The sequence below is a fragment of the Pseudomonas sp. DF11 genome (genome assembly GCF_058148565.1).
In genome coordinates this window covers 1,333,177-1,360,101 of the sequence record NZ_JBYVYN010000001.1, presented here as the reverse complement: position 1 = coordinate 1,360,101, position 26,925 = coordinate 1,333,177, and the positions used below count along the sequence as shown (strand labels likewise).

At 61.6% G+C, this 26,925-nt stretch carries 24 protein-coding genes; 6 read left to right on the top strand and 18 right to left on the bottom strand.

From position 1 onward, the window contains the following. Nucleotides 1-163 precede the first annotated feature (163 nt). Genes AC30D9_RS05760 through AC30D9_RS05735 form a run of 6 tightly spaced genes read left to right on the top strand, consistent with a single transcriptional unit; the run spans nt 164 to nt 6,115 of the window. Nucleotides 164-1,258, top strand: coding sequence for an ABC transporter ATP-binding protein (locus AC30D9_RS05760; protein WP_134925079.1), 1,095 nt, complete (start codon nt 164-166; stop codon nt 1,256-1,258). Continuing rightward, on the top strand, nt 1,258-2,367 hold the full coding sequence (locus tag AC30D9_RS05755) for an ABC transporter ATP-binding protein (protein WP_490143629.1): 1,110 nt from the start codon (nt 1,258-1,260) through the stop codon (nt 2,365-2,367). Before AC30D9_RS05760 ends, AC30D9_RS05755 begins: the two co-directional genes overlap by 1 nt. Further along, nucleotides 2,364-3,230: a carbohydrate ABC transporter permease gene (locus AC30D9_RS05750; protein ID WP_014337489.1), complete on the top strand. Its 867-nt coding sequence runs from the start codon at nt 2,364-2,366 to the stop codon at nt 3,228-3,230. The genes AC30D9_RS05755 and AC30D9_RS05750 overlap by 4 nt, the downstream gene beginning before the upstream one ends. 10 nt (nt 3,231-3,240) lie before the next feature. Continuing rightward, entirely contained in the window at nt 3,241-4,041 is an 801-nt protein-coding gene (locus tag AC30D9_RS05745) for a carbohydrate ABC transporter permease (RefSeq protein ID WP_134925077.1), read from the top strand. Between the two features lie 10 nt (nt 4,042-4,051). After that, the gene (locus AC30D9_RS05740) at nt 4,052-4,324 is read left to right on the top strand and encodes a DUF2160 domain-containing protein (protein WP_134925076.1); all 273 of its coding nucleotides are present in this window, start codon (nt 4,052-4,054) and stop codon (nt 4,322-4,324) included. A gap of 48 nt (nt 4,325-4,372) precedes the next feature. Next, entirely contained in the window at nt 4,373-6,115 is a 1,743-nt protein-coding gene (locus AC30D9_RS05735) for an ABC transporter substrate-binding protein (RefSeq protein ID WP_490143628.1), read from the top strand. A gap of 497 nt (nt 6,116-6,612) precedes the next feature. On the opposite strand, the gene AC30D9_RS05730 is transcribed toward AC30D9_RS05735, so the two are convergent. From AC30D9_RS05730 to AC30D9_RS05645, 18 genes are all read right to left on the bottom strand, one after another. Further along, nucleotides 6,613-7,551 (bottom strand): alpha/beta hydrolase, encoded by a 939-nt coding sequence (locus AC30D9_RS05730; RefSeq protein ID WP_307571703.1) that lies wholly within the window; start codon nt 7,549-7,551, stop codon nt 6,613-6,615. Between the two features lie 277 nt (nt 7,552-7,828). Further along, nucleotides 7,829-8,620: a carbohydrate deacetylase gene (locus tag AC30D9_RS05725; protein WP_490143627.1), complete on the bottom strand. Its 792-nt coding sequence runs from the start codon at nt 8,618-8,620 to the stop codon at nt 7,829-7,831. Beyond that, entirely contained in the window at nt 8,592-9,770 is a 1,179-nt protein-coding gene (locus tag AC30D9_RS05720) for a GNAT family N-acetyltransferase (protein ID WP_490143626.1), read from the bottom strand. Before AC30D9_RS05720 ends, AC30D9_RS05725 begins: the two co-directional genes overlap by 29 nt. Nucleotides 9,771-9,775: 5 nt before the next feature. Further along, on the bottom strand, nt 9,776-10,465 hold the full coding sequence (locus AC30D9_RS05715; RefSeq protein ID WP_307571706.1) for a GNAT family N-acetyltransferase: 690 nt from the start codon (nt 10,463-10,465) through the stop codon (nt 9,776-9,778). 98 nt (nt 10,466-10,563) lie between these two features. Then, nucleotides 10,564-11,253: a GNAT family N-acetyltransferase gene (locus AC30D9_RS05710; RefSeq protein ID WP_307571707.1), complete on the bottom strand. Its 690-nt coding sequence runs from the start codon at nt 11,251-11,253 to the stop codon at nt 10,564-10,566. After that, nucleotides 11,250-13,199 carry a hypothetical protein gene (locus AC30D9_RS05705; protein WP_490143740.1) on the bottom strand — a complete coding sequence of 650 codons (1,950 nt, stop codon included), beginning with the start codon at nt 13,197-13,199 and terminating at the stop codon, nt 11,250-11,252. The genes AC30D9_RS05710 and AC30D9_RS05705 overlap by 4 nt, the downstream gene beginning before the upstream one ends. A gap of 68 nt (nt 13,200-13,267) precedes the next feature. Beyond that, entirely contained in the window at nt 13,268-14,572 is a 1,305-nt protein-coding gene (locus AC30D9_RS05700) for a lipopolysaccharide biosynthesis protein (RefSeq protein WP_307571708.1), read from the bottom strand. Next, nucleotides 14,569-15,573 (bottom strand): polysaccharide deacetylase family protein, encoded by a 1,005-nt coding sequence (locus AC30D9_RS05695; protein WP_307571709.1) that lies wholly within the window; start codon nt 15,571-15,573, stop codon nt 14,569-14,571. Before AC30D9_RS05695 ends, AC30D9_RS05700 begins: the two co-directional genes overlap by 4 nt. A 12-nt stretch (nt 15,574-15,585) precedes the next feature. After that, a complete protein-coding gene (locus AC30D9_RS05690; protein ID WP_490143625.1) occupies nt 15,586-16,722 on the bottom strand; it encodes a glycosyltransferase family 2 protein in 1,137 nt (378 codons plus the stop codon). Continuing rightward, complete coding sequence (locus AC30D9_RS05685; RefSeq protein ID WP_134925067.1) at nt 16,715-17,674, bottom strand: glycosyltransferase; 960 nt, start codon at nt 17,672-17,674, stop codon at nt 16,715-16,717. Before AC30D9_RS05685 ends, AC30D9_RS05690 begins: the two co-directional genes overlap by 8 nt. Continuing rightward, nucleotides 17,671-19,041 (bottom strand): O-antigen ligase family protein, encoded by a 1,371-nt coding sequence (locus AC30D9_RS05680; RefSeq protein WP_490143624.1) that lies wholly within the window; start codon nt 19,039-19,041, stop codon nt 17,671-17,673. The genes AC30D9_RS05685 and AC30D9_RS05680 overlap by 4 nt, the downstream gene beginning before the upstream one ends. Then, nucleotides 19,038-20,141 (bottom strand): glycosyltransferase family 4 protein, encoded by a 1,104-nt coding sequence (locus AC30D9_RS05675; protein ID WP_490143623.1) that lies wholly within the window; start codon nt 20,139-20,141, stop codon nt 19,038-19,040. The genes AC30D9_RS05680 and AC30D9_RS05675 overlap by 4 nt, the downstream gene beginning before the upstream one ends. Next, complete coding sequence (locus AC30D9_RS05670; protein WP_307571714.1) at nt 20,138-21,730, bottom strand: GumC family protein; 1,593 nt, start codon at nt 21,728-21,730, stop codon at nt 20,138-20,140. The genes AC30D9_RS05675 and AC30D9_RS05670 overlap by 4 nt, the downstream gene beginning before the upstream one ends. Nucleotides 21,731-21,745: 15 nt before the next feature. Next, on the bottom strand, nt 21,746-22,771 hold the full coding sequence (locus AC30D9_RS05665) for a polysaccharide biosynthesis/export family protein (RefSeq protein ID WP_307571715.1): 1,026 nt from the start codon (nt 22,769-22,771) through the stop codon (nt 21,746-21,748). A 20-nt stretch (nt 22,772-22,791) separates the two neighbouring features. Continuing rightward, nucleotides 22,792-23,436, bottom strand: a complete 645-nt coding sequence (locus tag AC30D9_RS05660; protein ID WP_134925062.1) for a CpsD/CapB family tyrosine-protein kinase — start codon at nt 23,434-23,436, stop codon at nt 22,792-22,794. After that, nucleotides 23,437-24,183 carry a sugar transferase gene (locus tag AC30D9_RS05655; protein ID WP_134925061.1) on the bottom strand — a complete coding sequence of 249 codons (747 nt, stop codon included), beginning with the start codon at nt 24,181-24,183 and terminating at the stop codon, nt 23,437-23,439. Further along, on the bottom strand, nt 24,170-25,249 hold the full coding sequence (locus tag AC30D9_RS05650) for an NAD-dependent epimerase (RefSeq protein WP_490143622.1): 1,080 nt from the start codon (nt 25,247-25,249) through the stop codon (nt 24,170-24,172). The genes AC30D9_RS05655 and AC30D9_RS05650 overlap by 14 nt, the downstream gene beginning before the upstream one ends. Further along, a complete protein-coding gene (locus AC30D9_RS05645) occupies nt 25,246-26,610 on the bottom strand; it encodes a UDP-glucose dehydrogenase family protein (protein ID WP_134925059.1) in 1,365 nt (454 codons plus the stop codon). Before AC30D9_RS05645 ends, AC30D9_RS05650 begins: the two co-directional genes overlap by 4 nt. Nucleotides 26,611-26,925: the final 315 nt, after the last annotated feature.

The following is a 26,925-nucleotide window of genomic DNA, read 5'->3' as shown; positions in this document are numbered from 1 at the left end:
TGTTCAGTTGTTCATTGCTGCCTGTTCATTTGTGTTCATCAACGAATGCGGTTTTTTGAATGAATAGAGAAAAAATTAATTAGATCAAAGAGTTGTGATTTCTGGCACGGCTTTCGCTTTTAGACTCGGGTCGCTTGACTCCAAATAATAAAAAGGCCGAGCCATGTCATTAAAGCTTGAGCACATCTGTCGCACCGTCGAAGGCCAGACCTGGATCGACGATGCCAATCTGAGTTTCGAACCCGGATCCTTCAACGTTCTGCTGGGCCGCACGCTGTCCGGCAAGACCAGCCTCATGCGCCTGATGGCCGGTCTGGACAAGCCCGACAGCGGCCGCATCCTGATGAACGGCGTCGACGTCACCAACCGCCCGGTGCGGCTGCGCAACGTGTCGATGGTTTACCAGCAGTTCATCAACTACCCGACCATGACCGTTTTCGAAAACATCGCTTCGCCGTTGCGCCAGGCCGGCGTGTCCGAGGAGGTTATCCAGGGTAAGGTCCTGGAAACCGCAAAAATGCTGCGGATCGAGAAATTCCTCAAGCGTCATCCGCTGGAGCTGTCCGGCGGCCAGCAGCAACGCACGGCCATGGCCCGGGCGCTGGTCAAGGACGCCGAGCTGATCCTGTTCGACGAGCCGCTGGTGAACCTGGACTACAAGCTGCGCGAAGAGCTGCGCCAGGAAATGCGCGAACTGTTCCAGGCCCGCCACACCATCGCCGTCTACGCCACTACCGAGCCCAATGAAGCATTGGCCTTGGGCGGCACTACCACCATCCTGCATGAAGGCCGGGTCATCCAGAGCGGCAAATCGTCCTCGGTGTATCACCAGCCGCAGACCGTCCTGGCCGCCGAGCTGTTTTCCGAGCCACCCATCAACCTCATGCCCGGACGCATCGCCGGCAATGAAGTGAGCTTCGCCAATTTCGTGCACTTCCCGCTGAACGTCGATCTGCGCCCGGTGGGCGAGGGCGAGTTCCGCTTCGGCGTGCGCCCCAGCCATATCTCCCTGGTGCCGAGCAACGACGACGACCTCGAACTGGCGGTGACCGTCGAGGTGGCCGAGATCAGTGGTTCGGAGACGTTCCTGCACGTGCGCAACGAGCATTTCCTGCTGGTGCTGCACTTGCCGGGCGTGCATGAGTACGACGTGGACGCGCCGATCCGCATCTACATTCCGACCCACAAACTGTTTGTTTTCGATGCCCAGGGCAAGCTGGTCCAAGCCCCTGGCCAGCGTATCGCGAGGGTTGCCTGATGGCTGAAATTCGTTTGCAGAACCTCGCCCACAGCTACACCAGCACCCCAGCAGGGCCCGAGGACTACGCGATCCGCGAGATGAACCACATCTGGGAGCAGGGCGGCGCCTATGCGCTGCTCGGGCCTTCGGGCTGTGGCAAATCCACCTTGCTCAATATCATCTCTGGATTGCTCAGTCCCTCCGAGGGCCAGGTGATGTTCGACAGCAAGATCGTCAACGAGCTGACTCCCGAGCGGCGCAACATTGCCCAGGTGTTCCAGTTCCCGGTGGTGTACGACACCATGACGGTGTTCGATAACCTGGCCTTCCCCCTGCGCAACCAAGGCATGGCCGAGGCCCGGATTCACACCAAGGTGCAGGAAATCGCCGAGGTCCTGGACCTGCAGAACCTGCTGGACAAAAAGGCTCGCAACCTAACCGCCGACGAAAAACAGAAAGTCTCCATGGGCCGCGGGCTGGTGCGCGACGATGTGTCGGCGATCCTGTTCGACGAGCCGCTGACGGTGATCGACCCGCACCTGAAATGGAAGCTGCGGCGCAAGCTCAAGCAGATCCACGAGCAGTTCAACATCACCATGGTCTATGTCACCCACGACCAGTTGGAGGCCTCCACCTTCGCTGACAAGATCGCCGTGATGTATGGCGGCCAGATCGTGCAGTTCGGCACGCCCCGGGACTTGTTCGAGCGTCCGAGCCACACCTTTGTCGGCTACTTCATCGGCAGCCCGGGGATGAACCTGATCGAAGTCACGGCGCAGCCCGGTGGCGTCGGCTTCGGCTCGACCCACTTGCCCCTTTCCTCGACCTTGCAACAGCGCATCGTCGAGGCTCAAGGCAAGAGCCTGAAGGTCGGTATTCGTCCGGAATTCGTGCATGTCTGGGATGGCCCATACGACGACGCGATGCGCGCCGACGTGGTCCACGTCGAAGACCTGGGCACCTACAAGATCCTGACCCTCAACCTCGATGGCGCACCGTTGAAAGTGCGTCTGGCCGAAGACAAACCGGTGCCGGAAGGCACGGCGTATATCAGTTTCCCGGCGCAATGGTTGATGGTCTATGCCGATGAATACCTGCTGGAACCACTGAGCGAGGTGCAGCCATGAACAAGGTGCAGAACAACAAGGCCTGGTGGCTGGTGTTGCCGGTGTTCCTGCTGGTGGCCTTCAGCGCCGTGATCCCGATGATGACCGTGGTCAACTATTCGGTGCAGGACATCTTCGACCAGTCCAGTCGCTATTTCGTCGGTGCCGACTGGTACAGGCAGGTGCTGCTCGACCCCCGGCTGCACGATTCGCTGCTACGCCAGTTCATCTACTCGGCGTGCGTGTTGCTGATCGAGATCCCCCTGGGCATCGCCATCGCCCTGACCATGCCGACCAAGGGCAAATGGTCGTCACTGGTGTTGATCATCCTGGCGATCCCGTTGCTGATTCCCTGGAACGTGGTGGGCACCATCTGGCAGATTTTCGGTCGCGCCGACATCGGCCTGCTGGGTTCCACCCTCAACGGCCTGGGCATCAACTATAACTATGCGGCCAACACCATGGACGCCTGGGTCACCGTGCTGGTGATGGACGTCTGGCACTGGACTTCATTGGTGGCGCTGCTGTGTTACTCGGGGCTGCGGGCGATTCCGGATGTGTACTACCAAGCCGCGCGGATCGACCGGGCATCGAACTGGGCCGTGTTCCGGCACATCCAGTTGCCGAAGATGAAGAGTGTGCTGCTGATCGCCGTGATGCTGCGCTTCATGGACAGCTTCATGATCTACACCGAGCCGTTCGTGCTGACGGGCGGCGGGCCGGGTAACGCCACCACGTTCCTCAGCCAGACCCTGACGCAGATGGCCATCGGTCAATTCGACCTGGGTCCGGCGGCGGCGTTTTCCCTGGTGTACTTCCTGATCATTCTGTTGGTGTCGTGGTTGTTCTACACCGCCATGACGCACTCCGACGCCAACCGTTGAGGCCCGCGCGATGAGCAAGAGAAAACTGATTCCGTTGTTGATCTACATTCTGTTCCTGCTGGTGCCCATCTACTGGCTGCTGAACATGTCGTTCAAGAGCAACACCGAGATCCTCGGCAGCCTGACGCTGTGGCCGCAGGATTTCACGTTCCACAACTACAAGGTGATCTTCACTGACCCGAGCTGGTACACCGGTTACCTGAACTCGCTGTACTACGTCAGCCTGAACACGGTGATTTCCCTGACCGTCGCGCTGCCGGCGGCCTATGCGTTTTCCCGCTACCGCTTCCTGGGGGACAAGCATTTGTTCTTCTGGTTGCTGACCAACCGCATGGCTCCACCGGCGGTGTTCCTGTTGCCGTTTTTCCAGCTGTATTCGTCCATCGGCTTGTTCGATACCCACATTGCCGTGGCCTTGGCGCATTGCCTGTTCAACGTGCCGCTGGCGGTGTGGATCCTCGAAGGCTTCATGTCCGGGGTGCCGAAAGAAATTGACGAGACCGCCTACATTGACGGCTACAGTTTCCCCAAGTTCTTCGTCAAGATTTTCATTCCGTTGATCGGCTCGGGCATCGGTGTCACGGCGTTTTTCTGCTTCATGTTTTCCTGGGTCGAACTGCTGCTGGCGCGCACGCTCACCTCGGTGAATGCCAAGCCGATCGCCGCGGTCATGACCCGCACCGTGTCGGCGTCCGGGATCGATTGGGGCGTGCTGGCGGCGGCGGGGGTGTTGACCATCCTGCCGGGCATGCTGGTGATCTGGTTCGTTCGCAACCACGTGGCCAAGGGCTTCGCCCTGGGCCGGGTCTGAGGAGTCGATGATGGAATGGATGAACTGGACCGCCCCCACGGCGGCATTCTTTGGGGTCATTGCCGTGCTGCTGGCAGGCATGACCACGTGGGAATTACGTTCGCCGAGTATCCCTCGGCGTGGTTTCCTGCCGATTGCCACCACCCGTGGCGATCGGTTGTTTATCGGTCTTCTCGGTAGCGCCTACCTGCATATGCTGGTGATCGGTGCTACCGACTGGAGCATCTGGATAGCGTTCGCGTTGTCTTTGGTGTGGCTGTTGGCAGTGATGCGGTGGGGCTAGTCGCGAGCGTTCGACGATCAGGCTCTTAAACCCAAACAGGAGGTCTCTATGTTCAATAAAAACAATAAGCTGCGACATAGCGTTTCATTGGCAGCCATGCTGGCACTCAGCGGGTTGAGTGCTGCGGCCTGGGCCGACGCCTATGAAGACGCCGCTAAAAAATGGATCGGCAGTGAGTTCAAGCCGTCGACCCTGACGGACGCCCAGCAGCTTGAAGAACTCAAATGGTTCATCAAGGCATCCGAGCCGTTTCGCGGTATGAAGATCAACGTGGTGTCGGAAACCCTCACCACTCACGAATACGAGTCCAAGGTACTGGCCAAGGCCTTCACCGAAATCACCGGGATCCAGTTGACCCATGACCTTCTGCAAGAAGGCGACGTGGTGGAGAAAATGCAGACGGTGATGCAGTCGGACAAGAACATCTATGACGGCTGGGTCAACGACTCGGACCTGATCGGTACGCACTTTCGCTACGGCAAGACCGAGTCGATCACCGACCTGATGGCCAACGAAGGCAAGAACTTCACCTCGCCTACCCTGGACATCAAGGACTTCATCGGCATCTCCTTCACCACCGCGCCGGACGGCAAGATCTATCAACTGCCCGACCAGCAATTCGCCAACTTGTACTGGTTCCGCGCCGACTGGTTCGAGCGTCCGGAACTGAAGGCCAAGTTCAAGGAGAAATACGGCTACGAGCTGGGTGTACCGGTGAACTGGTCGGCCTACGAGGACATTGCCAAGTTCTTCTCCGAAGACGTCAAGGAGATCGACGGCAAGCGCGTCTACGGGCACATGGACTACGGCAAGAAAGACCCCTCCCTGGGCTGGCGCTTCACCGATGCCTGGTTCTCCATGGCTGGCGGCGGCGACAAAGGCCTGCCCAATGGTCTGCCGGTGGACGAGTGGGGCATTCGCGTCGAAGACTGCCATCCGGTCGGTTCCAGCGTGACCCGCGGCGGCGATACCAACGGGCCGGCGGCGGTGTTTGCCACCACCAAGTACGTGGACTGGCTGAAGAAGTACGCGCCACCGGAAGCGGCTGGCATGACCTTCTCCGAATCAGGTCCGGTACCGTCCCAAGGCAACATCGCCCAGCAGATTTTCTGGTACACCGCGTTTACCGCCGACATGACCAAGCCGGGACTGCCGGTGGTGAACGCCGATGGCACGCCGAAATGGCGCATGGCGCCTTCGCCACGCGGTCCGTATTGGGAAGAGGGCATGAAGCTGGGGTATCAGGACGTGGGTTCCTGGACATTCATGAAGTCCACGCCTGAGAAACAGAAACTCGCCGCCTGGCTCTATGCGCAGTTCGTGACGTCCAAGACCGTGTCGCTGAAGAAGACCATCGTTGGCCTGACGCCGATTCGTGAGTCGGACATCAACTCCCAGGCGATGACCGAGCTGGCGCCGAAACTCGGTGGCCTGGTGGAGTTCTACCGCAGCCCGGCCCGCGTGCAATGGACCCCGACCGGGACCAACGTGCCGGACTACCCGCGCCTGGCCCAGCTGTGGTGGAGCCACATCGCCGAAGCTGCCAGCGGCGAGAAGACCCCGCAACAGGCACTCGATGGGTTGGCCAAGGACCAGGACGCGATCATGACCCGTCTGGAACGCTCCAAGGCCCAAGCCATCTGCGCCCCGAAAATGAACCCCGAGCGCGACGCGCAATACTGGTTCGATCAACCGGGCGCACCGAAGCCGAAACTGGCGAACGAGAAGCCTAAAGGTGAAACGGTGAGCTACAGCGAGCTGTTGAAATCATGGGAGGCGGCACGCAAGTAAAGCCCCACGCGTGAAAACGAACGGCACCGAAAGGTGCCGTTTTTTTGCCTGCGCTTGCACCGCTATCGCGAGCAGGCTCGCTCCCACACGGTCTGTCTCGGGGTGACCCAAAGCTCCATGCACACCGCCAACCCCTGTGGGAGCGAGCCTGCTCGCGATAGCGGCGGGTCAGTTGCAGCGACGTTGGCTGGGCTGACGCTTTCGCGAGCAAGCCCGCTCCCACAAGGGGGGGTGGTGATCTGAAGGGAGAGAGATCAGCCCGCCTTGGCCGGGCTGACCAGGGCGTTTCCAGCCACCGGCGATGGTGAGCTTTTCATCAGGGCATCTCCCACACGGTCTGTCTTGGGGTGACCCAAAGCTCCTTGCACACCGCCAACCCCTGTGGGAGCGAGCCTGCTCGCGATAGCGGCGGGTCAGTTGCAGCGATGTTGACTGGGCTGACGCTTTCGCGAGCAAGCCCGCTCCCACAAGGGGGGGGTGATCTGAAGGGAGAGAGATCAGCCTGCCTTGGCCGGGCTGACCAGGGCGTTTCCAGCCACCGGCGATGGTGAGCTTTTCATCAGGGCATCCAATGCTTGCCGGTAGCTTTTGCCCGCCAGGCTCATGCTGTTGTTGTGCGTCGCGCCGGGCACCAGCAGCAGACGCTTGGGCTCCCGGGCGGCGTTGAACAGCTGCTCGCTGAACCGGGGCGGTACGTAGCGGTCGGCGGCGCCATGGACAATCAGCAGCGGCATGTTGATCTCGCTGATTTTGTCGATGGAGTCGAATTTCTGCGACAACAACCAGCGCACTGGTAGGGACGTATTCGCCATCGCGGTAGCGACATCGCCCAAGGAGGTGAAGGTGGATTCGATGACCAGGCCTCGGACCTGGGCGCCGCCATTCTTCGCCGCCTCCTGACCCAACTGCGCAGCAAGGTCTACCGCGACGGCCCCACCCAGGGAATGACCATAAATCAGCCGCAGGGCCGGGTCCGGTTGCAGTACCTTGAGACGTTCCCAGGCGATGCGTGCATCTTCATAGACGCTGGCTTCCGACGGCAGATCCCCATGGCTTTTGCCAAAACCACGGTAATCGATCGCCAGCACCGAATAGCCCAGTGCCCTCAGTTGCTGGATACGAAACAACTGGCCGGTCAGATTCCAACGCACGCCATGCAAGTACAGGATGGCCGGCGCATTCTTGCGTTCGGCCGGCCACCACCAGCCGTGGATATTTTCCCCGGCCTTGAAGCTCTTGGGCTTGAGATCGAATTCCTGCACGTCGCTGGGCAGTCCACTGAACCAGCTCGCCGTCCCCGGCTCGATGCGAAAGACCAGCTCGCGTTCCTTATGCTGCAACACTGCACAGCCCACCGGCAGGCCGACCACCAATGCGCTCATGCACAGCCAGGCCAACCAGCGTCGTTTCAGGCGAGAAAGTAAGAGTGAAGACATCGGTGCAATTCGCTACTGCAAACGGAATATGCCTTGTAGCAGATTCTCCGGAAGTGGCGCAGGAATTTGGGGCTGTCATTCGTCAGAAGCGCACTTTGGGGCATTTGTACGGACCGGACACAGGGTTGCCGGGGGCGCAACCACGAAGAGATGCTCGAGAACGGTACGCAAGGCCGGCTTGCCTCGCTGGCGCGGGTATGTTTCGGTGGGTGAGATGATCTAGGGGGGGAATGAATCTTCTCCCCCACAAGATAAAGCCTTAATGGCAGAGGGATAATTACGCACTCTCAAGCTGGACCAGCTCAATTGCCCGCTCAGGCTTGCCATACCCGACTCTCGGCACCCCCGCCAGGCACTGATGCAGCACCTGGGTCAACGAGCAGCCAGGTGCCAGGTAGGTGTCGCCGAAATCCCCATCCAGCAGTACCGGATGCACAATCACTTCCAGCAAGCCATGGTCCGGTGCCGCGGCATGATGCAAGTCGGCCGGCGTGCAGACATAGTCAGCCGTCGCGCCGCATAAACGACGCAGGCGGCGGTTGAGCAAGGTCTTGAAAATGCGCTTGGGTACCGTCAGGTTTTTCCCGAGGTTGCGCGCCAGGCGAATGGGCACACCTTGCCGCGCAGCGAAGCGCGCCACCAATTCTCCGATGGGCCAGATGTTGTGCACGTGCTGATGGGAGTCCAGATGACTTGGACGCAAACCATGATCCAGGCAGCGCTGCCATTGCGCCTGAAGTTCGTCCTGTATTGCCGCGAGGTCTTTTGCGCCCAGGCGCAGGCAATAGCGTGACAGGCTGAAGTTGAATTGGCCGTGCGCATCGCAAAATGCCGGGCACGACTTTATGGCCTGGCTCAACGGCTGCCCATGACTGAGATTGAAATGCAGGCCGATGCGTCCTTTGAGCCGGGGCTGTCGGGACAGTACGCACGCCTGCTTGAAGCCCGGCGTATTGGCCATGATGGTAGCGGAACTGATCAGGCCTGCTTCGAAGGCCCGGACGATTATCGTGTTTTCGCTGAAACACAGTCCGAAGTCATCAGCGTTGATGATTACTTGGCGGGGCATGGGAAGTCTCCTTTTCCTCAAGGGTAGAAGGTGAATCTGTTGCTGTGGTTTTTTTGGACGGGTGTTTGCGAAGCCAGGGTTTAAGGCTTTTCCAGAACCGCAAGGCGAGCCCGAGGATCAGGCCATCGGGTTGCCACGAATAAAAACTCCAACGCCAGTGCTCCAGTTGTCCGGTCATGCGTTCGTGCAATTGATGGCTGGAGTTATCGAGACTGACCCGTGACGCATCGATCCACCGCCAGTTTTCGTCCAGCCCCCAGCGGATCCACTCTTCGAGCAATACACGGCCGCTGCCCAGGTTGGCATGCTGCGGCAGGAACGCCAGGTTGTAGTCATACAGTCGCCCCTGATCCAACAGACCGAGGCGATAGCTTATGCATTCGCCGTCCAGCTCCAGCATCACGATCCGCACCAGGCCTTGGGCGGCGAGGGCGGTGAAGGCGTGATTCATCCACTGACGGCGCCTGGGGTTGGCGAAGATCCCGACACCTTCCTCGCCTTTCCAACTGGCGGCCTCGACATCGGCAAGCGCCCGCAACAGCTGTCCCACGCTGATAGCGTCTGGTGTCACTCGGCGGATCTCGGCGCCGCAAGCGGCGATCCGCTTGCGCGCCCGGCGTAGTTTGTAACGTGGATCGCCGGAAATTTCCTGACGGTCGCTGTCGCTGATCAGGTGCACCGGAACCCGGCAACTGAGCCTCCGCTCTCCGGTGGAACTCATTGCCATCCAGGTGCTAAGGACGCTTTGCTCGCCGACTGGCTCCACCACTTCATTGAGTTGCAGCATTGCGTGGGGTACTTGCTGACGGATCTGCATCAGCGCTTGGCCCATGCCTTCGGCGTCCAGGCGCGCCAGCAGGGCGATGCGGTCGGCCAAGGGGTAACCCAAGTGATGCAATACTCGGAACCGCAGTCCGCCGATACGCTCACGTCCCGAAACCAGGGGCAGGCATAGAGACAAGTCCTGGTCCTGCCAGCCCAGTAGCACATGCAATTGCTGATCAGGCAACAGGGCAAATTCTGCCGCTTGCAACCAGGCTAGGGTGTTGAATGGTGTGGCGTCGGCCACCTGGGTTCGCAGCTGTTCATAAGCTGATACGGGGAAGTCCGCGGCGCCCAGGGAGCGACACCATTGGAAGCGGATCGTCATGGACGTCAGGCCGCCGCAGTGGGTGCAACCGGCTTGGCCGGTTGACGAAAGGAGTCCAGTATCGAGCCGGTGTAGAACGAGTCACGGAAAAACCGCCAGCGACCGAACCAGCGATACATATGGGTAATCTGGCCACGCTCTTGAAAGTTCATTCGCAGGTGCATCTTGACGGCGGGAACGTTCCATAGCTCGCAGACGTCGACTACTTTGTTGCAGCCTTGGGCGGCCATGGCTTTCCACAGTTCCAGTTGGAAATCCACCGATAGCTGGGTTCCCCAGTAAGCGTGGTACAGCTCGGCGCCGAACTCGAAGAACTCACCCGATTTGACCGGGAACCAGCAGCGAAAGAAATGACGGTCGTAATAGTCCCGTGTACTGCCCCAGATAAAAGCGACGGTGTCGCCTTTGTCGTCCAGATACATGAGCCCGGTGTAGCCTTCGGCGGCCAGCTCTCGCATGGTCTCGACACGGTCGCCAAAGTAAGTGGCGAAGGCATCGGCGTTGCTGGTGGTAATGGACTCCCGGCGCAACGGCGTATAGGGCCTGAGGTTGTTAGGCCGTATCGGGCTGACCAGATCGCGTTCCATCCACACCAGTTGCTCGTGGAAATACACGTAATGTTTGCACACCTGTTTCAGGACGGCACGCAAACCTTTTTTCCGAATGCGATCACGCAATTTTTGCAAAATGTTCATGGTGCCTCCTGACTGGGGGGCTGAATGGGCGAAAGGGGAGCTGCCCCGCTGCTGAGGCAGCAGGGAGCCACACCATTGGAGCCGGATCGCCCTGGACATCAGGCCGCCGCGGTCGATGTGACAGGCTGGGTCGGTTTACGAAAGGCGTCCAGCACCGAGCCGCGGTAAAACGTGTCGCGGAAAAACCGCCAGTGACCAAACAGACGATACACATGGGTGATCTTGCCGCGCTCCTGGAAGCCCATGCGCAGATGCATCTTGATCGCCGGGATGTTTTGCAAGTCGCAGACATCGACCATTGTGTCGCAACCTTTGTCTGCCATGATCTTCCAGATTTCCAACTGCATGTCCGCCGACATACTGGAGCCCCAGTAGGCACGGATCATTTCGCCACCGAACTGAAAGTACTCGCCAGTCTGGATCGGGAAGTTGCAACGATAGAAATGACGGTCGAAATAGTCTCGCGTACTGCCCCAGGCGAAACCCACGGTGTCGCCCTGACCATCCAGGTACATCAAGCCTGTGTAGCCTTCGGCCGCCAGCTCGCGCATGGTTTCGACGCGGTCGCCGAAGTGCCGGGCAAAAGCATCGGCATTGCTGACCGTGATGAACTCCAGGCGCATCGGTGGGTAGGGCTTGAGGTTATGCGGGGGAAGCGGGGTCCGCACATCGTGCTCCAGCCACACCAGTCGGGAATGAACAAACACGTAGCGTCTGCATAGCTGTTTAAGAACAGCGCGCAGACCTTTTTTCTGAATGCGATCACGCAATGTTTGCAGAGCGTTCATGGTGCCTCCTGACGGGTGGCGGGTTGGGGGGAAAGCGGGGCTGTCCAACTGAGGGCGAACACGGTTTCCCCTGGCAGGAGAAACCCGACCTGGCCGGCCTTGCAATCAAACGGAACGCTGCGGCTGCGGTTGTCCGCACCGAAATACATCAGGGTCATCCTTGGCTGCGGGCAAACCGTGCCGTCGAGGCTGACCTGATGGGCTCGCGTGCTTTTGTTCACGCCTAGCAGACTGCGTTGCTCCCCGGTGGCCATGGCCAGCGCATCGACTTCAAACGCGTCGTTGTCCAGGCGCAGTACCTGATCGAGCCAGTGTTGTTGGATGAACTGCTGGGCCAGGCCCACGGGCTTGAGTTCGAAGCGCTGGTTGTCCAGCATCCGCACCATGCCTTTGGGGTACTCAGGTTCGTCGACGAGCATGAACCAGTTGAGCATGTCGAGCCAACCATCCGCCGAGGCGTTGATCGCCACCGATGTCCACCAAAGGGCGGCGTAGTGAGTTTCCTGGTCGTAAGGACTCAGGCTCGAGCCGCTGGACATGTTGGTCTGATCCAACAGCAAAGCCTTGCGCGGGCGGCCCTGGCTATTCAATCCCACCAGTTGGGCAGCCTGACGAACGCTATTGCGATAGACCCGCGTTGCCAGCAGGTCGCGGATCATCCATTCATGCCAGGCCAGGGCGTCGATCTGATCGGCGGATGTCGCGAGCAGGCGCCGTGCCCAGTCGATTCCGCGCTTGTCAGCCGCGTTTTCGGCCAGAGGGCCGTTGATGAACCGTGAGCTGGCCGGTATGGCGATGCGCACACCTGCGCGAGCGTTGGCTGGATCGGCACGGACCTGGGCAGCCATGCTCTGGAACACTTGCTGGAAACTGGCGAAGTCTGGGTAATTGAGGTTCGGCTCATCGGCGAAACTGAGGTAATGGAGGCCTGTGCCGCCCAAGGCACGGGTCGACGCGAGCCAGGCTTGCAAGCCGTTGTTGCTGGTCCGGTCGGCGCGCAGATCGGCCTGACGTTGGCTGCCGGCCAGCAGGGTCATGTCTTGGCTGATGCCGAAGCGGTCCTGGTGCAAGCGTCGGAAGGCATCTTCGTAATGCGCCCTGGTCGCCATGATATCGACGAAGCTGTAGCTCGTGGCCGCCTGGGGTTTGAGCGCATCGAGCACGGCGTAGCTGGATGGCGGCAGTAATACGTAGGGCAGGTATATGCCCAGCTTGGGGGTCGTGCCGAGCGCCTCGTCGTGCAGCGTCAGGTGGGTTTGCCCAGGATCCTGGCGCTGTGGCTGCAGGTGCGCCGGGTCCTGGGCGAACAGGTTGGCGGTGCCGTCCAGCCAGAACGCTGCCTTGCCGTTGCCTTGCAGATGCAGACGCCAGATTTGATCCACGTCCGCCACCGGCAGGGCCACCTGATCGAATTGCCAATAGGCCCGATATGGCTTGAGATTCAGTTGCAACTGCTTGCCGTCGGCAACGCGCCGGACTAGCAGGCTGCGCACGCCGCCGTGGAACTTGCCCGCCAGCACGGCCTGTTCGCCGGCTGCCACTTTGAAATACAGCTCATCGCCGTCGTGAGATTCGGCGCTGAAATGCACCTTTGCCGGGGCGAATAGAGCGTGGGTGCGCGCGTCATGTTCAACCGTGTAGCGACGGAAACTGTAACCGGGAATCTCCAAGCGATAACTGGTTGCGCCTGGCAACAAGGGCCACTGCTGCTCGCCTCGTACCTGATCGGCCTCGACCAGGCGTTCACCCACTAATCGCCCCTGACCGTCGAGCAGATACAGGTGTTCGCTATTGGCTTCTGCTTGCCAGGCGGGTACCCAGCGCACGGTTACAGAATCCGGGTGATCGGTTTGCAGGTATAGGCTGCCGTCGCGGATACCGGTCCATTGCATGGACGCGCCATGGGCCGAGATTGCCAGGACCAGCAGACACAGACAGCCACCCATTTTGAGCATGCGCCGCACTGGCGCCATCGCGAGCAAGCTCGCGATGGCGGTTTGGCTGGCGATGATGTTCACGCGGATTTCCCCAACAGCATCTGCCGCATCGGCAGTAAATCGCTGGGCAAGATGATCAGCGTCTGCCACAACGCGACACCGCTGAGGCGGCAATACACTGCCAGCAGCCCCAGGGTGATGCCCAGGTAAGCGATAGAGGAAGCCGCTGCGGCGCCGACGATGCCGTAGCGCGGGATCAGGATCAGGTTCAGCGCCAGGCTCAGCAACGCACCGGCTCCCATCAGCAGTGAAACTGTACCGGGACGGTCCTTGCCCAGCAGGTCCAGGCGCAGGATGCTCGCATAGCACAGTCCGAACAGTCCCGGCAGCAACGCCAGCAACGCCGGGTAGGCTGGTTGATAGGCGATGCCGAACAAGGTGACGATCAGCCATTCGCCGATCAGGGCCATGGTCAGGCAGGCGCCAAGCATCACCGTCGCGGTCAGGCGCAAGGCCAGCGGGGTCAGGCGCTTCATGTCGCTGTCCTGCTGCAACAGGCGTTTCATCAGCGGTGTTGTAACCGCTTCCGGCACGATCAGCAGCAGTTCGGCCGCCGCGCTGGCCATGGCGTAGTGCCCCAGCGCCGTGCTGCCCAGCAGGGCGCCGATGAACAGATAATCCGAGCGCAGCACCACTTGCTGGAACAGCAGGTCTGGATGGCTGCGGGCGCCGTAGCGCAACAGCTCATTCTGGGCGGCGCGATCCCAGTGCAGAGTGAACACATGATCGCGGCGCAACCAAACCCAGCCAGTCAGCACCACCAGGCTCAGGCCCGCCAGCCAACTGGTCAGCGCCGCTTCCAGCGCTGTGTCTTTCCACATCCAGAACAGTGCGATAAACAACAGCAGCGGTGCCAGGGACTCCATCAGCCGCAAGGCGTTGAACGCGCCGACGCCGCCGGAGGCGTTGTGCAGCGTCAACAGGCCGCTCTTGAGCACTGTCAGCGGCACCGCCAGCAACAGCAGCCATGCCAGCAATCCCAGTTGCGTGGTGATGTCCAGCTCAGCGCCGAACTCACGCACCAGCGCCACCACCAGCAGCGTCAATACCCCCGCCAGCAGGCAACCGAAGACCAGCACCTGACTGAGCAACAAACCCATCGAGCGGTGCTGCGCCGCCTGGTAACCGACGGCGGAATTGAGGCCGCCACTGGTGGCAGCACTGATCAGGTCCGGCAGGGTGCTGAACAGCGCAAACAGACCGCGTTCGCTGGGCCCCAGGATCCGCGCCAGCAATACGTTGCGCAGCAGCCGCAGGCCGATCATTGCCAAGCTCGTGCCCATGCTCAGTGCCAGGTGCTTGAGATAGTGAGCGCGGCTCATGGACGTGCCCCTCGGCGAATGCGCCAGGCCAGTAGTTCAGGGTGATGGGCATTGCGCTGGCTGACGCCGAAGCGCGGCAGGTTCAGTGGGTCGCCATCGTGGCGATACAGCCCTGCCTCGGTGCCGAGGGCGAACGCAAAACCGTGGGCCGCCACCTGTTGGCGCACGCGCTCATCGTTATCACCGTTGGGGTAGCAATACACCGGCAGCGGTTGGGCGCAGCCGTTTTCCAGGGCGATCCAACTGCGTGTCAGCTCTTCGTGCAGGCGCTGGTCGTCCAGCCCCGTCAGGATCGCGTGGCTGGCACCATGGGGGCCGAAGCGGATCAGGCCGGAATCTTCGAGCATGCGCACCTGGGGCCAATCCAGGGCCTGGGGTTGGGAACCCTGCGGGCAGGCTTCGGTGAGGTCGCTCAAAGTGCGTGGATCGAGGCTCTTGAGACTTTGCAGGTAGTGCAACAGCGACAGGCTGCGGCGCTCGATATCGATGTCATCGAGCATCACCGGCAGCGGCCGGCCGACATGCTGCAAGTGCTCGATCAACGCATGCCGCGCCACCTGGCCGTGGCTGCCCCAGAGGGTCTCGCCGATGCTTTCCCACCAGAAGTGCTGGCGGCTGCCGATGAAATCGGTGGAGAGGAAAATACTCGCCGGCACCTGGTATTGGCGCAGCAACGGAAAGGCATTCATGGCGTTGTCACGCCAGCCGTCATCGAAGGTCAACGCCACCCGTGGGCGGTTCGGAACGCTTTCCGGATCGGCCAGCAACAAGCTCATCAGCGGCACGCACTCGAAATGCCGTTGCAGCCAGATCAGCAAATGCTCGAACGCTTCTGGCCCCACGCACAACTCGTTGCGATGGGGCAATTCGGCAGCGCGGTCGTTGTTCAGTACGCGATGCAACATCAGGATCACGCCGGCGCCACGCAACGGGCCGCGGCCCAGGGAGGTATTCAGGTAGAGCCAGCCTCCGGTGCGCTTGAAGACCTGTTTGATTGACATCGGCCATCCTCCTCAGCGGTTCTGTTCCGGATTCCATTGGCTGTAGCGCTGGCCCCGCAGGAACTGCCACAGGCCGATGCTCATGCCCGCCAATGTCACCAGCACGAACGCGGCCAGGCGAAAGGGCCGGGGCAGGCGATGGCCAGCGTCCAGCAACCCGACCAGCGCCATGGTGTAGCCGAGCAGTTGCCCGACCAGGCTCAGGCGGTAGAACCCGTGGTCGTCCCACAACCACACATTGCTGAGCAACAGCGGCAGCAACAGCACTGGCGCGAGACGGCGGATCAATTTGTGGCTGATCAGCCCGATGGCGTAGAGCCCATGATGCAGCGGGTTGAGCAGTCCCCGGCGCTGGGCCAGGCTCTGCAACCCGCCGACGGTGACCCGTTGGCGCCGACGGAACTGTTTGTCGGCCTCGTCCACGCCTTGGTCGGTGACACGGGCCAGCGGTGCATAGACGATGGCCTTGCCAGCGGCCGGCGCGCAGGTGCTGAGGAAAAAATCATCGTTGACCTGGGCCGGTATCGGTTGGAACAGCACCCGGCGCAGGGCCAGCAGCGCACCGTCGGCCGAGACCATGCACCCGGTGCGGCTCTCCACCTGGCGCAGCCAGCCTTCGTAATGCCGATACAGACTGTCGCCCAGGCTCAGGCCTTTGCCCGGCACCGGGATTTCCATGTGTCCGGCACTTGCGCCGACTTCCGGATCGCCCAGCGGCGCCAGCAGATGGCCGAGAGTGTCGCTGGCCCATTGGTTGTCGGCGTCGGTGAACACCAGGATCTCGCCGCTGCTGTGGGCCACACCGGTATTGAGGGCGGCGGCCTTGCCCTGGCGCGGCAGGTCGAGCACGGTGATGCGCGGATCGATCACCTTGCGTGCGCAGGCCACCGTGTCGTCGGTGGAGCCGTCGCTGGCGAGGATGATTTGCAGTGAGTGCGCCGGATAATCCTGGGCCAGCAAAGTGCGCAGTTTCTCTTCGATGTGCCGGGCCTCGTTGTGGGCGGCAATGATAATGCTGACGTCCATCGGCAACGCCTTGCCATAGCGCCGCAGCGGAAACAGCGGCACCAGCAGGCTCAACATCAAGGGATAACCGAGGTAGGCGTAAGCCGGCAGCAACAGGCATGACCAGTAAATGAATTCAGCCACGGGCAGGTCTCCTGACGTTCCAATGACACAGGTTGAGCAGCAGCGCGGCACCGGTCAGGTGCAGGCGCACCCCATGCAAGGTCCACAACTGCAAGGTAAGGCGCGGGTCGCGCCGGCTCTGGCGCAGGCTCAGGAACAAGGGCGGCAGCGCGGTAACCAGCAACAGCATCAGTGCCAGGCGCCACTGCCCCTGGAGCAGCGCGAGCAATGCCAGCAGGTCCAAGCCCCAGGCGCCCACGGACAGCGCCGGGAAGCGCAGCAGGCGCAGGCTTGGGCCATGGCTGCGGAGCAATTGCAGATGGCTGCCCTGGCGCCACAGTTCCTTGCTCATCCACTCGCGCCAACTGCCCTCGTAGCCCCAATGCAGGGCGACGCTTTCATTGACCAGCAGCAATTGCGCGTCGGCCTGGCGCAGGCGCAAGGAGAAATCCTTGTCTTCGCCAGTGCGCAGGGTTTCGTCGAAACCACCGACTCGTTCGAACCAGCTACGGCGCATCAACAGGTTGGCACTGGGCAGCCACTGCACCCGGTGCAAAAGACGCGAGCAGGGACGTTGGCTCCGGCGTTGCCAGGCTTCGGCGAACCACGGCGCCTGCCGGGGGGTGTCGAGATCCAGGCCCAGTACGTCGCCCTGGTGGCCTTCGAGTTCCAGCAGCAGCTTGAGCCAGTCGGCCGGCATTTCGATGTCGGCGTCGATGAACGCCAGCCATTCGCCGTGGGCGACGGCGGCGCCGCGATTGCGCAGGGCGCCGATGTGCACGCCGGGCACGATCAGCACCCGTGCTCCCAGTTCGTTGGCGATGCGCGGGCCGTGGTCGTCGGAGCCGTTGTCCACCACGATCAACTCACATTCCAACTGTGCTTGGCGGGCGGCTTCCTGGGCCGCCTGCAGTGTACGGCCGATGTGCCGGGCCTCGTTGTACATCGGGATGACGATGCTGACGCGACTCATGGGCGAGCCTCCTGTGGCGCGGCCTGTTCGGCGTCGTAGCGCAACACGCTGGTGAGGGCGAGCATGATCCACAGCAACTTGTGGTTCGGTGCACTGAGAAACATCAGGAACAACGCCAGCGACAGGAAACTCATGCCCAGGTGCGTCAGCAGGTCCGCCTGCGCCCAGTCCCGTCGTTGCAACCAGAGCTGGCGGGCGCGCACCAGGTTGTACAGGCCAAGGCCGAGCATGCCGACGAACATCAGCCCGCCCGGGACGCCGATTTCGCTGAAGATTTCCAGATAGGTGTTATGGGCCCGGCGATACAGGTCCCCCAGCTTGCGATTGGCCGAGAACGCCTTGGCGTAGCCGGTGGGCGCGTAGTGCAGGGGAAAGGTGCCCGGGCCTGTGCCCAGCACCGGGTTCTCGCGGATCATCTGGCTGCCGACCACGATGTACGAGGCACGCCGGCCCAGGGATTCGTCCTGGTAGGCGTTGGTGCCAGCGCTGAGGATGCTCAAGGACTGGATGCGGGCCACGTAGCCGGCCGGCATCACCACGATCGCCAAGGGGACCATCAGCGCCAACCCGAGCATGGCGAAGCCCAGGTGCCGTGGGCGGATGCGCGGTAGCTGTGCGCGATAGTGATACAAGCCGATCATCAGGCTGATCAGCAACACCACCAGTCCCGAGCGCGATTCGGTCTTGGTCATGCCGCCCAGCAGCAAGATGAAACAACCGCCCCAGAACAGCCGATAGAGCAGGTTCGTGCTACGCAGCACCAACAGCAGCGCCAGCGGTATGGTGAAGGCAATCAACAGGGCAAAGACGTTCGGGTCCTCCAGCATGCCGGAGGCGCGGCCGCGGTCCTGGTATTTGGCCGAAAACATCGCCAGCACGCAGGTGGTGGTGACGCTCAGGGTCATCAGTCGGCAGAACAGGTCCAGGTTCAGCTCGCGACCGATCAGCAGGGTAATCACGAACAGAATCAGGCCCACCGACAGTTCGCGGAAATGCGTCAGAGACAGGTCCATGTTCTGCGATAGCAACAGACTCAGGCCATACAACAGCATGAAGCCGATCAGCGGCCGCCAGATATTGCTGCGAAGGCGCGTCCCGGGAATCTGGTGCACGGCCAGTTGCAACATCAGGATCAGGATCAGTGCCAGGCCAAAGAATTTGCTGCCGGAAAAGACGTTGTCCTTGAACAGGCCTTCGAACGGCACCAGCGCGGCGATGCCCAGCAAACCCCAACTGGGTTTGCGGTACAGCATGGCAACCCCCACCAGGCCCAACACCGCCCCCGGTGCCAGGAACGGATAAGGGCTGGCCAGCAATGCCAGGCATACCAGGCCCAGCAGACTGACGATCGAGAGCGGGACAATCATGGACGAGCCTCCCGTGCCGTGCGGATGTAAAGCTGCGACCAGCGTTCGGCCAGCGTGCGCAGGTCATAGCGGTCCTGTTGGGTGCGGCGCGCGTTGTCGGCCAGGATCCGCGCCAGGGGCGGTTCGCTGAACAGCGTTTCGATCTGCGCCGCCAGTTCTACGCTGTTGGCCGGTGCCGCGAGCAGGCCGTTATGACGGTCCTGCACCACGTCGGGAATACCGCCGACGCCGAACGCCACCACCGGCACGCCGGCCTGCATGGCTTCGAGCAGAATCATCGGGGTGCCTTCGGTGCGTGAGCTGATCACCAGGGCGTCGAGACGGCTCCACCAGGCATTCATGTCGGTCTGGTAACCGGGCAGTTCGATGCGCGTCGGCAAGCCGGCGTCGGTGATGCGCTTGAGCAGGGCCTGGCGCTCCGGGCCGTCGCCGAGCATCACCGCGTGCAGCGATGAATGCCGCTGGCACAGCGGGATCATGGCGTCGAGGAACAGGTCCGGGCCTTTCTCTCGGCTCAAGCGGCCGACGTAGCCAACCCGCCAGCGTTGCTTGTCGGCGCGATGGGCCAATGGCGTGCTGGGTGCTGGCAGGCCATTGGGGATGACGTCGAGTTTTTCCGCCCGCACGCTGGCCCGGCGGTGCAGTGTGGCGATGCTCTCGGCCACGCAGACGACCCGCTTGACCGAGGCGGTGCGGCACAGTTGCAGGCTCAACCAGGTATAGAAACGCTGCTTGGGACTGCGCGGTGTGAAGCCATGCTGGGTGATCACCAGCGGCAGGCGCAGCAGCGTGGCGGCGGACCAACCGAACAACAGCCCCTTGAAGTTGTGGGTGTTGATCAGCGGTCGTTCGTCCCGTCGCTGGCGCAAGTGCTGCAACAGCTCGGCCCAGCTGGCGCAATGATGGCAGTCGACCCCGGCCTGGCGAAAACGCGTGATCAAGGTTGGTGGCGCTGCCAGGAACAGCACTTGGTGCTGCCCGGGCGTCGCCAGGCAATGATCGAGCAGCATCCGCTCGGCCCCATAGAAGCCGCCGCTGTCGAGCAGATGAATGATCGACAGGGGGCTGCTGTGGCGGATCGGGCCGAACGGCGCGTTCAATTTCGCACCCAATGGACAAGGCTGGGCAGGCTCCAGTTGGGGTGCGGGTTGACCTGGTCAGGGGACTGCTCATTGATCACCAACAGCACTGGCACATCCAGTTGTTGGGTGATTTGTGCTGGATGCTTGAAGCGATGGTCGAAGAACTCACGCACATAGACCAAGGCAATCGACAGCAGCAGGCCGCTGAACATGCCGAAGGCAATGATCAGCATCGGCTTGGGAAAAGCCGGGGCGGTCGGTTCGAACGGCGGGCTCAGGACCCGGGCGTTGGACAGGTCGTTATCCAGCGAGCGCGCGGTGCTGGCTTCGGCGAACCGCTGGGCATAGGTAGAGAACGCCGCGTGCAGGGCGTTGATCTCGGTGTCCATCTGCCGCAGCTTGCTCTGGGTTTCCTGCAATTGATGGATGCGCTCCTTGAAGGCGGCGATGCGTTCGATCTTCTGATTGATCACCGAGCTGACAACGGCCAGGTCGGTGGTACGTTCCTGAATCCGGTTGCTCACTACCTTGAGGAACTGCTGGCGCGTGCGGACGATCTGTTCCCGGGCCAGCAGCATCGGTTCGCTGCCGGGCTGGAAGATCGCCAGGTCATTCATGTAGCGGCTGACCTGGCCGGTCAGTTGCTCGCCGAGTTGTTTGATCTCCCGGTCTTCGAAAGCGATGTTGTCCACGGTGGTGGTGAAGGTGAACGGGAAGGTGTAGTCGTTGAACCGCGAGCTGTTCGCCGCCGCCAGGCTGGTCTTGAGGTAATCGAGCCAGCGTTGGCTTTGCAGCAGGCGATCCTGGTAAAGGTTCAGGGCCTGCTCTTCGGTGTTGATAGCGTTCAGGCGGAAGGTGATTTCTTCCTTGGGATCGGACGAGCCGATGTTTTCAAGCAGGCTCAGCCGGGTGCCTTCCAGGCCGTCGAGGCGAGTCTGGTACTGGCTTTTCTTCTGTTCATAGAAGGTCTGCGGCAACTCGATCGATTGCAGGTCCTGGCGGCCAGACAGGTAGTTCTGCAGCAGTTGTGCCACGAACCGGGTGCCTTGGGCCGGGTCGCCGAAGCTGTAGACGATGGAGATGACGTTGGAGCCGGGCAGAGTCTCGATCTTCAGGTTTTCGATGGCCTCGTCGGTCAGCGAATCGAGCACGGTGTCGCGCACCGGATCGACCTCCAGCCCCAGGCCATCGCGCAGCGGGTTGATGACGTACTCGCGCAGTGGTGTGGTGATGTAACGCTTGAAGGGGTCGCTCACCCACTTGTTGAAGATGCCCGGGCTGGGTGTGTATTCGCCCTGGTCGCGCAGGGTGGCGATGGTCTGCCGAATCAACGCGGGCGAGCGCAGGATATTGCTCTCGGTTTCCATATCCGCCAGGGACGGTGGAATGAAGGTCGCGTTCTCCTGGTTCAGCGACGTGGTGGCGTCGCCCTGGGAGAGTTTTTTCGACTGGACGATCACCTGGGCGGTGATGTCGAAGCTCTGCTTGAGCATCAACGGCAGCACCAGGGCGATCACGGCGAAGATCAGGAAGACGCGCTTCACCCACTGCTTGTTGGCGAAGAAGATCCTGAAGAACTCATGCAGATAGTTTTCCTTGGGGTTCATGATCGGGCACCTGGGTCAGTTGCTGTTGCTGCTTTTGTTGTCGAGGCGGTAGCCGAAGCTGACCCCAACGCCCTGGAACAGCACCACGTCGGCCAGTTGCCTGGCCAGTTCGCCGGCGCTGGCTAGCTTGGTCTTGGGCACGTAAAGCATGTCTTCCGGTTGCAGGTAGGCGATCTGCGAGGCGTCTCCGCTCAAGGCCTTCTCCACGTCGTAGTGGCGGGCTTCAACCAGATTGCCGTTGCGGCGCATGATGACCACCGAGTCGAGCCTTGCCTTGACGTTGGTGCCACGGGCCAGGGTCAGCGCCTCGAGGACGGAGATCGGCCGGCGGATCGGATAGGAACCGGGTTGGGCCACTTCACCGAGGACATAGATCTCGTTGCCGGCGGTGGACTTGAGCAGCACGTCCACGGTCATGTGGCCGGGCAGTTGGGCGTAGCGCTCGTTGAGGAAGGTCTCCAGCTGGGTAACGGTCATGCCCTGCAACGGCACCGAGCCGATTTCCGGGAAGCTGGCGTAACCATCCCTGCCCACGATGATCTCCCGGCTCATACCCGTCGCCGGGTGGGTCAGGGTGTTGCGCAGGTTCGTCTCGTCGGACAGCGGACTGGTCACCATTACGGTCAATTGGTTGCGGTTGGGCTGGAACAGCATTTTCTGGTCATAGGCGCGCTGCACCGCCAGGCGCGCCTCATCGGTGGTCAGCCCGGCGACTTTCACCGAGGTGTTGGCCCCTGGCAGTTCGATAGTGCCGTCGGGCATCACCTGTTGCGTGCCGTTGAGCTGGCTGGCGGCGGTGAAGTTCAGTGCCACCTGGTCGCCCGCCTGCACCCGGTAGGCCTGGGGCCCGGTAGTGCTGATATGAAAGATCACATCCAGCACATCCTGGGGCCGCAGGGTCTGTTCGACCTTGGGCATGTCGGTGGCCTGGGCGTTGGCCGGCGCAGCCGTGAGGATCTGTACCGGCATCGAGCGGGTGTCTGAGGTGCTGGAGCAACCGGCAAGCGGCAGCAACAGCAGGACAAGCATTCTGGCGTTCATCTCGTCATCCTTTTGCAGGCTTACAGGTTGTTGTAGAGCCACTTGGGCATGTAGTACTTGCGGCGGTTGAACACGCTGCCGACCACTTTCGCGCCGGCCTGGGACAGACGCTGGCGAGCGGCCTGGGCCACTTCCCAGCGCGTGTCTTCACCGCGCACCACCAGCACCACGCCGTCCACCTGGGTACTGAGTACCAGCGTGTCGCAGGCCGAATACACCGCGTCGGCGTCGATCACCACAAAGCGGTATTGCGTCGCCAGTTGCCTGAACAGCGGACGCAGTTGCTCGGGGCTCAGGCGTTCGGCATTGCGGCCCAGGCGACCATGGGGCAGCACATCGAAGGGCAGGCTGGACGTCTGCACCACGCAGTCCTGCAACAAGGGCGGGGCGAGGCTGTTGAACAGCAGGTCGGTAAAACCGCGTTCCTTGTGCAACGACAGCTGCTGGCTGAGGTTGCGCGGTGACTGGCTGGCATCCACCAGCAGTACGCGGCCGTTGCTCATCTGCGCCAGTTGCGCGGCGAGCGCCATGGCGCTGGTGCTGGTGCCTGTGCCGGTGTTGGCGGCCGTCAAGAGCAGTATCCGCAGGGAAGGATCAAGCACGGTCGAGGTCAGGTTGGTCTCGCTCGGGCTGGCTATGGTCAGAATGTTGGTTGAACCGTCCATTTAACTCGCTCCGTGGCCGCTGAAAACTTTGAAGGGGGTAATCATCAGGATCTTCAAATCCAGCCACAGGCTCTGTTCAGCGATATAGCTGAGGTCCAATTCCACGCGCTGGTCGAAGTCGATATTGCTGCGCCCGGAGATCTGCCACAGGCCGGTCATGCCGGGGTAGATGCTCAGGCGCACAAGATGGTTGTCCTTGTAGCGATAGGCGTTGAACGAGGTCGGCCGTGGGCCCACCAGGCGCATGTCGCCGGTTACTACATTGATCAGGTTCGGCAGTTCGTCGAGGCTGCTACGGCGCAGGAACCGGCCGATGGGCGTGATGCGTGGGTCGTTGTCGATCTTGAAATCGATGGCATCGGCGCCGTGTTTGTTGAGGTGGCGCAGCGACTCCTTGAGGGCCTCGGCGTCGGCGACCATGGTGCGAAACTTGTACATGCCGAAGACCCGGCCGCGATAACCGGTGCGCTTTTGCACGAACAGCACGGGGCCGGGGCTGGAGAACTTGACCAGCAGCGCCAGGCCCAGCAGCAGTGGGCAGAGCACCAGCAGGATCGCCAGGGCGCCGAGGCTGGCCACTACGCGGTTGGTGCGCGAGACCGTCCAGGGCCGGCCGCCGTCGCGACCGGTCAACCAACCACGGCCCTGGCGGTGGATGGCCGCGTCAAGGCGCCTGCGGTGGTCGGGATCGACACGCTTGTCGCGTCCAGGGGCGTTGATCTCGATGACTTGCTCATGTCGGGTCATGGATTCCTCCGCTGAGGTTGGGCCGCAAGTGTTCAGCCGCGAGCGGCGCGTGGGCAGGCCGTGCGTAGTAATCGAGGAACCACTGGATGAAACGGCCCAGGCCGTCGTCCAGTTCGATGCACGGTTTGAAACCGGTGGTCTTTGCCAGGTCGCTGGCATCGGCGCAGGTGTTGAGCACATCGCCTGCTTGCAGGGGCAGCAACTCGACGCGGGCGGTGCGTCCCAGGTGTTTTTCCAGCAGCGCGACATAGGTGCGCAGCGCCACCGGGTGCTGTCCGCCGATGTTGTAGATCCGCCAGGGCGCGCGGCTGGTGGCCGGGCCCGGTTGTTCGTGATCCAGCAGCGGCGTGACCTGGGGCGCATGGGCGATCAGGCGGGCGATGCTTTCGACGATGTCGTCGACGTAGGTGAAGTCGCGTTGGTGCTCGCCGTGGTTGAACAGTTGCAGCACACGGTCTTCGATGATGGCGCGGGCAAACTGGATCGGTGACATGTCCGGCCGGCCCCAAGGGCCATACACCGTGAAGAACCGCAGGCCGGTGCAAGGAATGCCGAACAGGTGGCTGTAGCTGTGGGCCATGAGCTCGTTGGCTTTTTTGCTGGCCGCGTACAGCGACAGCGGATGATCGACGTTATCCTGCACCGAATAAGGCGTGCGCGGGTTGGCGCCGTACACGGAACTTGAGGAGGCGTAGATCAGGTGCCTGACCGGATAGCGACGGCAGCTTTCCAGGATGTTCAGGAACCCGGTGATGTTGCTGTCGACATAGGCCTGCGGGTTTTCCAGGGAGTAGCGCACACCCGCCTGGGCCGCGAGGTGAATCACCACGTCCGGGCGCCGGGCCTGGAACAGCTCGTCGATGGCCGGCGCGTCGGTCAGGTCGATCCGCGCCAGGGGGAATTCGCCGGCCTGATCTTTCACCCAGGTCACGCGGTCGTGCTTGAGCTGGGGGTCGTAGTAGTCGTTGAAATTGTCCAGCCCGCACACCCGATGGCCGTCGCGCAGCAGTCGCAACACAACGTGGGCACCGATGAAGCCGGCCGCGCCGGTGACCAGGATGTTCACGCTTGTGGCCCTGATGTCGAGGTACCCGGCACGGTATGCCGCAGCCCGATGCCGCGATACAACAGCCCGGCGGCGGCCAGGTGGTCGGGGTTGTACAGGTTGCGACCATCGATGATCACCCGGGCGCGCAACTTGCTGGCCAGCAGGTCGAAGTCCACCACGCGAAAATTCTTCCACTCGGTGCAGATCACCAGGGCATCGGCGTCTTCCAGGGTGTCGTCGCGGGTGGCGCAAAGGTTCAGGTCTTTGCGATAGCCGTAGAGGCGACGGCATTCGGACATGGCTTCCGGGTCATAGGCCTGGACCCGGGCGCCTTCGCGCCACAGCGCTTCCATCAGGTAGCGGCTGGGGGCTTCGCGCATGTCATCGGTGTTGGGCTTGAACGCCAGGCCCCAGATGGCAATCGATTTGCCGGCCAGGCCGTCGGGGAACTGCTTGGCCAGTTTCTCGAACAGGATGTGCCGCTGGCTGTCGTTGACGTCGGTGACGCTGCGCAGCAAGCGCAATGGCATGCCGCTTTGTTCGGCGGTGTGCAGCAAGGCCCGCAGGTCCTTGGGAAAGCACGAGCCGCCGAAACCGCAGCCAGGGTAGATGAAGTGATAACCGATGCGCGGGTCCGAACCGATGCCCTTGCGCACCGCTTCGATGTCCGCGCCCAGCCGTTCGGTGAGGTTGGCCAGTTCGTTCATGAAGCTGATGCGGGTGGCGAGCATGGCATTGGCGGCGTACTTGGTCAGTTCGGCGCTGCGGTTGTCCATGAACATCAGTTTTTCGTGGTTGCGGCAAAAGGGCGCGTAGAGCTCGGTCATCTGGTCGCGGGCCAGCGGGTCGGCGGTGCCGACGATGATCCGGTCCGGGCGCATGCAATCGGCCAGGGCGCTGCCTTCCTTGAGGAACTCGGGGTTGGACACCACGCGCACATTCAGCTTTTTCAGGCCCCGCCGCGCCAACGCCTGGCGGGCGCATTCGGCCACTTTGTCGGCGGTGCCCACTGGCACCGTGGACTTGATGACCAGGGTGCGGTCGCTGTCCATGAAGTCGGCGATTTGCCGGGTGACGGCCAGCACATGGCTCAGGTCAGCCGAGCCGTCTTCATCGGCAGGGGTACCGACGGCGATGAAAATCAGCTCGCCATGATTGACCGCGTCGCTGGCCTGGGAACTGAACGACAAGCGTCCGGACTTGATGGTGTCTTCGAGCAAACTGGACAGGCCCGGTTCGCTGATGGTCGGCACGGCTTGTTGCAGTTGCCGGATTTTGTTCGGGTCGATATCGATGCACAAAACGCGGTGTCCGACGTCGGCCATTGCGGCCGCCTGGATCAACCCGACATACCCCGTACCAAATACGCTCACGTCCATTCTTGGCGCGCCTCGCAGACCGAATGATGTAACTCGGATGAAACTGTTTAGAGGGGTATAGCGCAGCTTCAGGAAAGCGTGTCAGCAAAATGACAGTTGTCACTGTTGGCAATTCAAGTGGAATCGGGCCTTTTGATATCAAGTTATTGAGTGTCTTAGAAAAGTGGCTGTTTTATTGGGCTTCACGGGAATTTGACAAAGCGATAAACGGTAGTAATCCATAGATTTTTACATTTTGTGACGGGTTTTCGTGTCATTTTTGGGCTAACTTTTTTTTGACGCATGGTGATTTTGGGGCGTTTCTTGCGCTTTGAA